10 protein-coding genes are annotated in these 12,529 nt (G+C 50.8%); 8 read left to right on the forward strand and 2 right to left on the reverse strand.

Going from position 1 to position 12,529, the window contains the following annotated elements; genetic code table 11:
- Positions 1 to 28: 28 nt before the first annotated feature.
- Genes ACESLK_RS05150 through ACESLK_RS05175 form a run of 6 tightly spaced genes read left to right on the forward strand, consistent with a single transcriptional unit; the run spans position 29 to position 8,560 of the window.
- Positions 29 to 2,320: an FAD-dependent oxidoreductase gene (locus ACESLK_RS05150; protein WP_372663163.1), complete on the forward strand. Its 2,292-nt coding sequence runs from the start codon at positions 29 to 31 to the stop codon at positions 2,318 to 2,320.
- A 26-nt stretch (positions 2,321 to 2,346) separates the two neighbouring features.
- Positions 2,347 to 3,099: an SDR family NAD(P)-dependent oxidoreductase gene (locus tag ACESLK_RS05155; RefSeq protein WP_372663165.1), complete on the forward strand. Its 753-nt coding sequence runs from the start codon at positions 2,347 to 2,349 to the stop codon at positions 3,097 to 3,099.
- Complete coding sequence (locus ACESLK_RS05160) at positions 3,096 to 3,878, forward strand: creatininase family protein (RefSeq protein WP_372663167.1); 783 nt, start codon at positions 3,096 to 3,098, stop codon at positions 3,876 to 3,878. Before ACESLK_RS05155 ends, ACESLK_RS05160 begins: the two co-directional genes overlap by 4 nt.
- Complete coding sequence (locus ACESLK_RS05165) at positions 3,875 to 4,984, forward strand: hypothetical protein (RefSeq protein ID WP_372663169.1); 1,110 nt, start codon at positions 3,875 to 3,877, stop codon at positions 4,982 to 4,984. The genes ACESLK_RS05160 and ACESLK_RS05165 overlap by 4 nt, the downstream gene beginning before the upstream one ends.
- A gap of 14 nt (positions 4,985 to 4,998) precedes the next feature.
- Complete coding sequence (locus ACESLK_RS05170; RefSeq protein WP_372663171.1) at positions 4,999 to 6,264, forward strand: Gfo/Idh/MocA family protein; 1,266 nt, start codon at positions 4,999 to 5,001, stop codon at positions 6,262 to 6,264.
- A 52-nt stretch (positions 6,265 to 6,316) separates the two neighbouring features.
- Positions 6,317 to 8,560, forward strand: coding sequence for an NHL repeat-containing protein (locus ACESLK_RS05175; RefSeq protein ID WP_372663173.1), 2,244 nt, complete (start codon positions 6,317 to 6,319; stop codon positions 8,558 to 8,560).
- 489 nt (positions 8,561 to 9,049) lie between these two features.
- Here the strand turns inward: ACESLK_RS05175 and nagZ are convergent, their stop codons facing one another.
- Positions 9,050 to 10,120 (reverse strand): beta-N-acetylhexosaminidase, encoded by a 1,071-nt coding sequence (nagZ, locus tag ACESLK_RS05180; RefSeq protein WP_372663174.1) that lies wholly within the window; start codon positions 10,118 to 10,120, stop codon positions 9,050 to 9,052.
- Between nagZ and ACESLK_RS05185 the strand changes: the two genes are divergently transcribed.
- Together ACESLK_RS05185 and ACESLK_RS05190 are read left to right on the forward strand one after the other, a co-directional pair.
- Positions 10,119 to 10,352, forward strand: coding sequence for a hypothetical protein (locus ACESLK_RS05185; RefSeq protein ID WP_372663176.1), 234 nt, complete (start codon positions 10,119 to 10,121; stop codon positions 10,350 to 10,352). The genes nagZ and ACESLK_RS05185 overlap by 2 nt on opposite strands.
- 200 nt (positions 10,353 to 10,552) lie before the next feature.
- On the forward strand, positions 10,553 to 10,861 hold the full coding sequence (locus ACESLK_RS05190) for a hypothetical protein (RefSeq protein WP_372663178.1): 309 nt from the start codon (positions 10,553 to 10,555) through the stop codon (positions 10,859 to 10,861).
- Positions 10,862 to 10,870: 9 nt separating this feature from the next.
- On the opposite strand, the gene ACESLK_RS05195 is transcribed toward ACESLK_RS05190, so the two are convergent.
- Complete coding sequence (locus ACESLK_RS05195; RefSeq protein WP_372663180.1) at positions 10,871 to 12,517, reverse strand: glutamine--tRNA ligase/YqeY domain fusion protein; 1,647 nt, start codon at positions 12,515 to 12,517, stop codon at positions 10,871 to 10,873.
- Between the last annotated feature and the right edge of the window lie 12 nt (positions 12,518 to 12,529).

Genomic DNA, 12,529 nt, shown 5'->3' on the forward strand with positions numbered 1-12,529 from the left:
ACGTACGGGAGCTTCGGGAGCGTAAGACATGAGCATTCGCGCGGTGGATGAGCAATACGATATTGTCGTGTGCGGCGGGGGATTGGCGGGATTCTGTGCCGCCGTCTCCGCGGCCCGCGGTGGGGCGAGAGTATGTCTGGTGCAGGATCGACCGGTATTCGGGGGAAACAGCTCGTCGGAAATAAGGGTACCGCCGCAGGGGGCTGCGAGCTTTCATGCTTATGCGCGGGAGACGGGCATCATCTCGGAGCTGCTGATCGAGGAACGCGCTCGGAATCATGAGGAGCCGACTCATGATAACGGCTGGATCAACAGTGTGTGGGACATGGTGCTATACGATATGGCCGTGACGACGCCGAATCTTTCCTTTCATCTGAACACTATCATTACGGATGTAATGATGAAGGATGAGAGGACGGTTGAGGCTGTCATCGGTCGAGTCAATCATGCCGAGACGGTGCTCACGCTGCGGGCGAGCACGTTTATCGACTGCACTGGAGATGGAATTGTGGCTGATCTCGCTGGCTGCGAGTGGCGCATGGGGACGGAGGGTCGGGACGAATTCGGAGAGCCACATGCTCCGGAAGCGGCAAGCCATGCGGTTATGGGAAATTCCATTCACTTCAAGGCTAAAGATATGGGACGTCCTATCCCTTTTAAAGCCCCGGAATGGGCCGTTAGCTATAACAATCCCGATTTTTTCTACAAGCAAGGCAGGTGGCCCGGCGAACTGAGGAGCGGATATTGGTGGATCGAATTGTCCGTGCCTTGGCATACGATTTACGATAATGAACGTCTTCGCCACGAATTAACCCGGCATGTGCTCGGCATTTGGGATTGGATCAAGAACCGGGACCCGGAGCTGAAGGGACCCGCAGCGAACTATGTGATCGATTGGATCGGGCAAGTGCCGGGGAAGCGGGAAAGCCGGCGAATTATAGGTCAATACCTAATGACGGAGTACGATCCTCTTAATCGCACGGTCTTTCCGGATGAAGTCGCTTATGGGGGTTGGTTCGTTGATCTCCATGAACCGGGGGGATTGCTCGCTCCTTTCAGCGAGCGATCTGCAATCGAAGGGCATCAAAGCTCCTATACGGCGAAGAGCTACGTGGGACCCTACGGTATTCCATTAAGAATCTTAATCGCCAAAAACATGAGCAATCTGATGATGGCCGGACGTAACGTTAGCGTAACGCATGCCGCGCTCGGTACGATCCGGGTCATGGGAACGACGGCGCTGATGGGGCAGGCTGCGGGAACGGCAGCGGCGGTGGCTGTCCGCGAAGGAATTCCTGTTCGGGATATCCCGACGGCTCAGGGTATTCGCGAGGTTCAGCAGGCACTGCTCCGCGACGGATGTTTCCTGCCGAACGTCGTCAACGAGGACCCGAATGATCTCGCGAGAATGGCATCCGTTAGCGCGAGTAGTGAAGCGAAGCTCATAGAAATGAGTCCGTCCGAAACGAGCTCCGCAGACATGAGGCCGAAGGTCGGCGAGACCCTCGAGCAAAGGCGCGGACAGTGGATAGCCATCGGCGGCGAAAGTTTAGATACACTAACAGTCTGCCTTGGAAATGAGACGAATCTCGTTCAAGCTGTGGAAGCCAGATTATATGCAGTTGATCATATTTGGGACTATCGGGTTGAACCCGGGCAGGCATTAGAGAAAGCAGTTCTTGCTGTGGAGCCTGGCATGAAGCAATGGGTGGAGTGGCCAATCGGGCTTGATGTATCTGATTTAAAGGGGAAATATGTCAGGCTCGATCTCCTCAAGCAGCCTCACATTCGTTGGCATACCGCTGAAAATGTAGAACCCGCTCACGTCAGCGCATATGATCTCGGCAACGGCCAGATGCGGCGGTTTGGTTCCGGATTAACAATGAGCTTCCGCATCGCTCCCGGGCAAGCTTGTTACGGGGCAAGTAATGTACTCAGCGGCGTGACCCGCCCTTACCGTTACCCCAATGTTTGGCGTTCCGACCCCTCGCAGCCTATGCCGCAATACTTGGAATTGTACTGGGAACAGGCTGTCGTTATCGGCCGGATTGAATTGACGTTCCCGGGTCATTTGTTTCGCGATTATCGCTCTTACCCTGCTTTGTACCGGGACCCCCAGTGTCCGAAGGATCTTAAAGCAGAAGCTTATGTCGAGGGACGTTGGGTGGAAATTGGATCGTTGAAAGATAATTACCAGCGTAAACGGACTGTCATAGCGGTGCGACCGATTCATACGGTTCGGCTCCGCATAACAGTTCTAGCTACGAATGGCGATCCTTCCGCGGCAATCTATGAAGTTCGGTGTTATACGAACGGATAGTATGAGAGAGGAAGAAGGTGAGTCCGGTGAGCTCGCTGCAGGGCAAGGTAGTGCTCATTACCGGCTGTTTGGGAACCTTGGGCCGATCGGCTATCCGCATGTTTCTGGACAGAGGAGCTGTGTTGTTTGCATGTGACCTTATCCCGCTTGAGGACTATCCTGAAATCGTTCGGTTAGCTGATCAGTACGGTGAAGACAGGTTTGTATTCAGGCAAGCCGACATGACCAGCGAGGATCAAGTCATTGCGGTCATTGCCGAGATCAAAGCTCATTTCGGGAAGCTGCATGGCACTTATCATAATGTGTACTCTAGCGTCTGGAAGCCTGCTCTGCTCCTTTCCTTGCAGGAATGGGAGGATACGCTCCGCGGTACGCTTACCAGTACGTTCTTGGTATGCAAATACGCCCTGCCCTTGCTGATCGAGTCGGGAGGGGGATCCATCGTTAATACTTCATCGATATTGGGGCAAATTCCCCAAGCAGGCTGTCTGGACTACGCTGCAGCCAAAGCAGGAATGAACCAATTGACGCGGGTGCTGGCGGCCGATTATGCGCACTGCGGTATTAGAGCCAATGTGCTTGTGCCCGGTGATTTCAAGCCTGACGAGATTCTCGCGAATCAATCAGAGCGAGATAAAGATATGATGCGGTCCTGCACGCGGCTCGGTCGAAGTGGAAGGGCTGATGAAATCAACGAGGTGGCGGCGTTTCTATTGTCGGATTCCGCCTCTTATGTAACAGGCGCACTCTATACCGTTGACGGGGGATTTCACTTATGAAGCGGGTTTTCCTGCAGGATCACACCCGCGAAGAGATTACGGAGATGGCGGCTGAGGGCTTTGCCATCGTTATCCCTCTTGCCGCAACGGAACAGCACGGTCCTCATCTGCCGGTCGGAACGGATAGTCTGATTTGCCGGCAGATCGCGTTTGGGGCTGTAGAAAAAGCTTCGGAGAAAGCAGCGCTTCTCATGACGCAGGTGCTTCAGGTCGGATGCTCAAATCATCACCTGGCTTTCGGAGGAACAATATCGCTGTCATCCGAAACTTATATGCGGGTACTTCGCGAGATTGGGGAAAGCCTGGTTACATCCGGATTCCGGAAGATCCTCTTTCTAAACGCCCACGGCGGCAACGCTCCCCTTATGCACCAGACTGCTAACGATCTTGCCGTACAGCATCCGATCTGGACGGCCAGCGCATCTTATTGGAGCATTGCCCGGGAAGCGCTTCATGCCGTTAACGCAAATGAAGTCGGAATGGTCCCGGGGCATGCGGGAGGATTCGAAACATCGGTTGTGATGGCGATAATGCCTGAACTGGTATGGGTTGATAGAATTCGCTCAACCCATGAGAGCAGGAGTTGGATTCCTTCCAGCGTGCCGGAAACCTTTATCGGCAGGCACATGGAGCTTACGGGCTTCGACGGGTTCACCGACGCTGCGGGCTTGGCAACTCCGGAAAAAGGGAAGCTCTATCTGAACGCAATTATTGAGAGTGTCTCGGAATGGCTGGTTCGCACGATGAACGCTATGGAAATGGGGGAAAGGACTCTATGAGCCTTCCCCCATTTCCCGGAGCGAAGATCAAGAGAGTGGCGGCGATTGTGACTGAATATCGCTGCAATTCGCACGCGGACGTTATCCTCGGTCGATTACTAGGTGATTTCGGCTATACGCCGCGAGTAGAAATCATTTCGCTGTACACCGATCAAGTACCGGCTAACGATATGAGCCGGGGTGCCGCAGCACATCATGGCATTCCTATCTATCCTACGATCCGGGAAACGATCCGTGCCGAACAAAGCTCAAGCCCCATCGAAGGCGTCCTTATTATCGGGGAACATGGAGACTATCCGAATAATGCCAAAGGGCAAACCCTGTACCCCAGGCGGCGGTTTCTCGAGGAAACGCTTCTAGCACTCGATGAAGAAAGTCTGAACGTTCCGATTTTCTCCGATAAGCATCTATCTTATGATTGGCAGGATGCATTATGGATGTATAACAGCTTGAAAGCACGTGGAATCCCATTCATGGGCGGCTCATCTATCCCGCACACCGATCCCATACCCGGCTATAATCTTTCGAGTCTATTAACAGTCAGCGAGATTCTCGTGATCAGTCATTCAACCTTAATCGAAGCCTATGGCTTTCATGCAGTAGAAGTGCTGCAATCGCTCGCGGAGAAAAGGGAAGGCGGAGAGAGCGGAGTTCAATCGGTTGAGGTTGCTCAAGGCCTCGCGGTATGGGATTTGATGGATCGAAAAGGATGGCCCGAGGATTTACTGTTGCACGCATTGTCTGCGTATCCGAATATTCCCTCCCTGCACCCAAGGGAGCTGGAGCCAAATCCGACTCTATTCATGATCGAATACACGGATGGGACGAAGGGTTACGTTGTTCAATTCGAAGCGTTAGTTGAGCAGTGGGGTTTTGCATTCCGGCATAGTCAAGGAATTGTGTCTTCCCGATGCGACAGCGACTTGGACCGGCCGTTTAGGCATTTTGAACGTTTGACCCAATTGATCGAAGACTTCTTCATTTCGCGGCAGCCGCCTTTTCCAATGGAAAGAACTTTGCTAACAACAGGGTTGATCGGTTACGCGGTGGATTCATTATATTATGGCAAGAAGCTTGAAACCCCGGAGCTTCATTTTGCTTATTAGGAGTTGGATTTGCGATGAATCAAGTCAAGGTTGCATTGATTGGCGCCGGAATGAGAGGTCAAGCCTACGCCGACTACGCCATACGCCATCCTGAGGAAATGCAAATCATCGCAGTAGCCGACCCCAACGAAAATCGCAGAAATAAAATGAAGCTTGCTCATCGCTTGGAAGAGTCAATGTGTTATTCCGATTGGGATGAATTGTTGGCTCAGCCTAAGCTTGCGGATACGGTATTCATCTGCACGCAGGATAAGCTGCATTTCGAGCCGACGGTGAAAGCTATGGAGGCAGGTTATCATGTGCTGCTAGAAAAGCCCATGTCTCCCGATCCGCGGGAATGCATAGTGATGGAGGCTTTGGCTCGTCAGCACGGGAAAGTATTCTCCATCTGCCATGTGCTGCGTTATACGAATTTCTTTGGGACAATTAAGCGTTTGTTGGATGAAGGCGCCATTGGTCGGTTGATGTCCATACAGCACAATGAGAATGTCGGATATTATCACCAAGCGCATAGCTTTGTTCGAGGCAATTGGCGGAATTCGGCGGAGTCGAGTCCGATGATATTATCGAAATCGTGCCATGACATGGATATCCTTCAATGGCTGGTCGGATCCGAATGCATTCAAATCTCTTCGTTCGGTAGACTTTCCCACTTTAAAGCCGAGCAAGCTCCGGCCGGTGCCCCGAAGCGGTGCACGGATGGCTGTCCCGTTGCCGATGAGTGCCATTATTTTGCCCCGGATATTTATTTGACGGAAGAACCAAGTTGGTTGGCAATGGCGATCAGCGACGATCACAGCTATGACGCAAGGCTGAGAGCATTGCAAGAGGGACCTTACGGTCGCTGCGTATACCATTGCGATAACGATGTTGTGGATCATCAGGTGGTTTGTATGGAATTCGCGAATGAAGTGACCGCCATGTTCTCCTTGACTGCCTTCACGAAAGACATTACCCGTACGATTAAGCTGATGGGAACGAAGGGTGAAATACGCGGCGCAATGGAGAAAAACGAAGTGGAATGGATTCGCTTCGGCAACCATGAGCCCGAGCTAATTGATACTGTCGGCGGTGCCGGACACGGTGGCGGAGACTTGGGACTCATCCGCGATTTCATCAAGCTTGTCCAAGCGGGCGGCCAAGGAAAAGGGCTTACCTCTGCGGAGAATTCGCTGCAAAGCCACCTCATGGCGTTCGCCGCTGAAGAGGCTCGTCTCTCTAATAAAACTATACATGTGCCAACGTTGCGGGATCAATTTACGGCACAATCCTTTCAGTAGCCGGAAAGAGGAAGGGGAATACAAATGAAACTGCGCCACTGGAGGAAGAAGGATGGATAGCAATCTGCTTTCGGCGATACCCGCACAACATACGAGGTTCGTACAGCTGCCTAACGAGAAGGGACATAATGCGGTCTGGGATTTTGTGCGTTCCCCGGATGACCGGTTCTATATCAGCGTATGCGGCGAGAATGAGAAGCCGTTATCTGCGTTATTGTATGAGTATTTTCCGGCAACTGGTGAATTAAGACTTATCTTAGATGTAGAGAAAATTTGGATCGTTGATTCTGAGCAGATGCCCCCAAGCAAAATCCATACGAGCATCGATTTTCTTCAGGATGGAAGGCTGATTATGGCGACTCATAACACAGCCCCTGCTCCAGGCCATAAGCAGTGGCTATATGAGCAGCACTATGAGCATCCGTGGGAAGGTTATCCCGGCTCCATCGTGATGATTGTCAATCCCGATACGAATGAGGTGTTTGTCAGAGGCATTCCCGTACCTAGGGAGAGCATCTATGGAGGTATCTTGGGCAATGATCCTCGCTATTATTATTTTCTCGGGTATATGAGAGGACATTTCTATCGACTAAATCTTGAAACGAACGAGGTCAGAGATTACGGCAAGGTGTCCGAATTCTCCTCCTGCAGACTGGTGAAAGACGATAGGGGCCGGATTTATGGAAGCAGCTATACGGGAGCCTTATGGAGATACGAGCCCGATTCCGACGAGATAAAGGACTTAAAGGTGAGCTTTGAATCCCCTAACGGAACGAAGTATCGCAGGGCGCTCATTTTCACGCTGCAATCTCCGAAAGGAACGCTGTTTCTGGCCAATAACCTCGATGGGGAAATCATAGAGTTACACCCGGAAACGCTGGAGGTTACGAGACACGGACACATCCACCTTCGGCATGAACAACCGAACAAGCCGTATTTGATCGGGGGATTGGCCGCAGACGATAACTTCGTCCTGTATTACGGACTGAAAATCGTCGGTGAAGAGGAACCGATTCGGCTGGTCAGATGGGATATCTTGAATGGGGGAGAGCCCGAGAATCTCGGACTTATCACGGTTAACGGCAAGCAGTCCGAGTATATATGCGAGATGATCTTCGATCGCGATGGTTGGCTCCATTTGGTTGACGTATGCGGGAGATACTCTCCGTTTATTCTGGCTGTCGATGTTAAGATGCTGCAGCCGCCCGGAGCAGACGCACCCCCGGCAGAGATCATTCCTTTTACCGAGCCCGATATGTACATGAGCGATGTTTCGGCAACGTTAGTGCAAATCGATTCCAAGTCCGTCCGCACATTGCCTCTGCACCAATATATGAACTGGAGAGATACCGCTGTCAAACATGTGAGTACGGCGGGCGGCAAAGGATATTGCATAAGCGGACAACATAACGTGATTGTGATCGAATCCGATTGCAGCGGTGGCAAAGCTGAACGTATCGAGGCGGTTTACGACGGCGGCGGTCCTTTGTCATGCTTGGATGGCGTTGATGGCACGGTTATAGTACTTACAACGGACAGGAAGATTGTGAGGTTCGATTTGGTTAGCGGAAACGTCTTAACCGTCGTTGCGTTACCGGTTGAAGTTGACCTTGTAAAGCTTCACAGTTCTCTCGATGAGGGTATATTATTGGCAACCGATCGCGATGGCGCGTTATTTATTTGGGATTCCGGAAACGGCGAACTGCACAAGCAGGAAAACATTCGAGTCTCCATGGACGAAGCTCACATTATTCGGTTGGACGATAAGCGAATTCTGTTATCCGGAAGTTATGACGAAATGTTCGTCTATGACCTCGTTAATAAGTGTAGTCAGACATTGGACGTTAGATGTTCTTCTATTAAAGGTAGAGCATTCCGGGCGACAATGACGGGAGGAGCCGTTCTTGCGGATGGAACCGTAGTGGGAGGGACGGCCGATGGGATGTTGTTTAGTCTGTCTGCCGACTTGCAGAAAGTGACGTCTTACGGAAGGTTATATTCAAGCGGTCAGCTTAGGAATTTTATTACGGTGGGTGAAAATGCGATTTTAGGTGTTTACGGCGGAGTGAAGGATGCGGGGCACGTATTTTACTTCTCGCAGGAAAGAGGGTTTGTCGATTTGGGGAGACCTAGGGTGATTAAGGACAACGCCCAGCTATATGACATGGAAACGGAATGGGCTAACATCCATTACATCTCATGCTTGGCGTATGTTGAGGAAGATGATTATCTGTACGTGGCCTCGGGAGAAGAGTACGGGTGTGTCGTCCGGTATAAGGGTGTTGCGTTTCCGTGAAGCTGAGGCTTCCCAATGAATTTTTTAGGCCTCAGCTTTTTTTTCTACGACAGTACAATCAACTAACTCACAGATGCAGGTCTTATTTTGCGACAATGAAGGGATGCTCATTGGTTTAGGCGCGCTCATTGCTGAATTATGTGGCTGTCGATTAATAGTTCATAACTTCGGAAATCTGCGGGAGACCACAAAATGTATGCGAAAAATCATACAAAATGAGCAGCACACACATCGAATCAGTCGATTCTATGCGAAATTTCATACATAAAACGCGATTTGAGCCCGGATTCTGTATATGTATGCGAGAAATCATATACATTCTCAGCATGTGTACGTTCACATTAAAACTGTCCAAAATTAATCGACAGGCTCATTTTGCGACAATGGTGGGACACTTGAAAAACCTAGAAAACCAGAGGGATGCGTGAATGTTTGTCGATTATGCTGTTGTAGTTTTTTTGCGGGTTTTAGCTTTTACGTTTGCGGTCCTTACTTTAATAGATCTATCCAGTTACGAATATCATCGTTAAGCGCATCAATGGAGCTAGGAATAGGTACAGGCTGATCAGACAATTCATATTTACGTTTCAACGAGAGAATTCGATAAACGCTTTCGTCAATCCGGGACTCCCGCATTTGACCGGACTTAACGCTCTGAAGCAGCTTATTGTAAACCTTCTTCTCCGTATCGTAGCCGTGGGCAATGAGGAGAATGTCGCTTCCTGCCTCAACGGATCGAATTGCGGCATCTTCGATTCCGTAATTTTTGGCAATGGCGCCCATCGTCATGTCGTCCGTAATGACAACGCCGTCGTAACCAAGCGTACCTCGAAGCTGTTGCCCGATGATAACTTTGGAGAGTGAGGCGGGGGCGTCAGGATCGATAAGCGGGAACAGAATGTGCGCCACCATGACGGCATCGGCGTTTTCCTTGATTGCGGCTCGGAACGGGATCCATTCCAGCTGCTCGAGCTGCTCGGTTGTTTTGCGGACGATGGGCAAATCCAGATGGGAATCGACGGATGTATCTCCATGGCCGGGAAAATGTTTGACAACGGAAATCGTGCCCCCCTCGCGCAGACCGTTCATCTCAGCTATCCCCATCTTCGTTACGAGCTTGGCGTTATTGCCGAAAGAGCGGGTGCCTATCACCGGATTTTTCGGATTGCTGTTAATGTCGAGAACAGGCGCGAAATCTACGTTGAACCCCATAATCCTAACTTCTTGCGCGAGCAAAGCGCCCATCTCTTTGGCAAGGTCCGCATCGTCTGTGCGGCCGACCTTGGCGTTGTCCGGGATAGCAACGAAATCCTTGGGTAACCGGCTAACCTTACCGCCTTCTTGGTCAACGCTGATAAATAGGGGGGCGGGATTGCCTTTATTCGCTTTCTTAAGCTCATTGACCAACTTAACCGAGCCGCTCAAATCGGAGAAATTATCCTTGTACAGAATAATTCCGCCTATATGCTGCTTTGCGATTATCGTTCGGGTCGCTTGGTCGATCGAAGTTCCGTCGATTCCAGCGAGTATCATTTGTCCGATTTTCTGCTCCAAGGTCATGCTGCTAAGGAGCTGGGAGATCACATCCTCTTCCGTTGGCGAAGGGCTGGAGGAAGGGGATGCAGGCGTCGGGGATTCGGTAGTGGAAGCAGGCGGCGAGGAATTACCGGATGGAGTGTTTGTCGGTATGATCGAATTTACTGGTGATGATTGTGCAGAGTTTCCATTACCCCACCATCCACAACCTACGATTAGCAATAGGGTTAAGCATATTCCCACACTGCCTATATAACTATTAAGTTTATTATTCATAATAGCCCTCCCTCCCGAGTGAAACGGCGTTATGTACAATGGTTCCCAATTTGTTGATCAAAGGCTGTGTTCCGCTCAATTGTTGCTCTGCGTCTAATGTACATAAATTACTCGAATTTTCGACTAACTATCCGTTGTTGTCACACTTTCGTATAAATTGCTACAGCTAATGTTGCCCGGGTGCGTCGGTTGTGTGCTGCAGCTGTGGATTCTACGGCTAATGTTGCTTGGGTGTGTCGGCTGGGTGCTGCAGCTGTGGATTCTACGGCTATTATTGCTCGGGTGCGTCGGTTGGGTGCTGCAGCTGTAAATTCTACAGCTAATGTTGCTCAAGTGTGTCGGCTGGGTGCTGCAGCTGTAGATTCTGCGGCTAATGTTGCTCAAGTGCGTCGGTTGTGTGCTGCAGCTGTAGATTCTACGGCTAATGTTGCTGGAACTCATCCTAAACAAGAAACTCCCGCACTTCCCGGTAAGGGCTGCAGGAGTTAACCAACACATTTAGAACGAGCTCTTCAAGGATACGATCCGGTTGAAGACGGGACGGCCGGGCACGGAATCCTTAGAATCCACATTAAAGTACCCGTGACGGAAAAATTGAAACTTATCTCCGCCTTGGGATTCCTTCATATTCGGCTCAACGAAGCCTTCAAGAACGGCTAGAGAGTTCGGATTCAGGTGATCCAAGAACGACTGCCCTTCCTCTTCTTCCTCCTCCGTAATAAGCGGCTCGTATAGTCGGAATTCAGCAGGCACAGCGTGGGTAGCTTCCACCCAATGAATGGTACCTTTGACCTTGCGGCCGGTAAAGCCGGAGCCGCTCTTCGTCTCGACGTCGTAGGTGCAGCGCAGTTCAACCACGTTGCCTTCTTCATCCTTGATCGCTTCCTCGCACTTAATGAAGTAGGCATGCTTCAAGCGCACTTCGTTGCCAGGGAACAAACGGAAATACTTCGGCGGCGGATTCTCCATGAAATCATCCTGCTCAATGTAGATTTCTCTGGAGAATGGGATCTGGCGACTGCCCATCTCCTCGTTCTCGGAATTGTTCTCCGCCTCCAGCCATTCCGTTTGACCTTCGGGATAGTTTGTGATGACCACCTTAAGGGGATGTGCCACAGCCATCGTCCGTAATGCTTTAAGCTTGAGGTCTTCCCGAATGAAATGCTCAAGCGTCCGTTCATCGACAACACCCGAGCCTCTAGATACTCCGATCTCACGGCAGAAAGCGCGGATCGCTTCCGGTGTATACCCTTTGCGGCGCAGCCCGGAAATCGTCGGCATACGGGGATCATCCCAGCCATCGACTGCTTTCTCATCGACTAGCTGCTTCAGCTTCCGCTTGCTCATAACGGTGTTCGTCAGGTTCAGGCGTCCGAATTCATATTGACGGGGAACCCACTTCATCTCGCATTCTCTGATGACCCAATCGTACAAGGGCCGTTGATCTTCGAATTCCAGCGTACAAATCGAATGGGTAACACCCTCGATCGCATCCTCCAAAGGATGGGCATAGGAGTACATGGGGTAAATACACCATTTATCCCCTGTATTGTGGTGATGAGCATGAAGAACCCTGTAAATGACGGGATCCCTCATATTAATGTTCCCGGATGTCATGTCAATCTTCGCCCGCAGTACTTTCTCTCCGTTCCCGAACTCCCCGTTCTTCATCCGGTTGAACAAATCCAGATTCTCTTCCACCGAACGGTTCCGATAAGGGCTTTCTTGACCGGGAGCCGTAAGCGTTCCCCGAGTTTCGCGAATTTGGTCCGCTGTCTGATCATCAACGAAGGCTAGTCCTTTGCGAATGAGGACAACGGCACGCTCGTACATTTCACCGAAATAATCCGATGCAAAGAATAAGCCGTCCCATTCGAATCCCAGCCACTTCACGTCTTCTTTAATGGATTCTACATATTCAACGTCTTCCTTAACCGGATTCGTATCGTCAAACCTTAAGTTTGTTCTGCCTTTGAACTCATCCGCGAGCTCAAAATTAAGACAAATGGATTTGGCGTGCCCGATATGGAGGTATCCGTTCGGCTCCGGCGGGAAGCGAGTAACGACCTCTTTGACTTTGCCGGATTCTAGATCCTCGATCACAATGTTTTTGATGAAATTCGATGACGGCGTCTTAGGCTCCAATCTGACCAACCT

This window comes from Cohnella sp. (assembly GCF_041640265.1).
GTDB lineage: Bacteria > Bacillota > Bacilli > Paenibacillales > Paenibacillaceae > Cohnella.

What these genes read in the sequence shown, in the direction of transcription:
- ACESLK_RS05150 (WP_372663163.1), top strand. Translation starts at nt 29, where the DNA reads ATGAGCATTCGCGCGGTGGATGAGCAATACGATATTGTCGTGTGCGGC.
- ACESLK_RS05160 (WP_372663167.1), top strand. Translation starts at nt 3,096, where the DNA reads ATGAAGCGGGTTTTCCTGCAGGATCACACCCGCGAAGAGATTACGGAG.
- ACESLK_RS05165 (WP_372663169.1), top strand. Translation starts at nt 3,875, where the DNA reads ATGAGCCTTCCCCCATTTCCCGGAGCGAAGATCAAGAGAGTGGCGGCG.
- ACESLK_RS05170 (WP_372663171.1), top strand. Translation starts at nt 4,999, where the DNA reads ATGAATCAAGTCAAGGTTGCATTGATTGGCGCCGGAATGAGAGGTCAA.
- ACESLK_RS05175 (WP_372663173.1), top strand. Translation starts at nt 6,317, where the DNA reads ATGGATAGCAATCTGCTTTCGGCGATACCCGCACAACATACGAGGTTC.
- ACESLK_RS05185 (WP_372663176.1), top strand. Translation starts at nt 10,119, where the DNA reads ATGCTGCTAAGGAGCTGGGAGATCACATCCTCTTCCGTTGGCGAAGGG.
- nagZ (WP_372663174.1), bottom strand. Translation starts at nt 10,120, where the DNA reads ATGACCTTGGAGCAGAAAATCGGACAAATGATACTCGCTGGAATCGAC.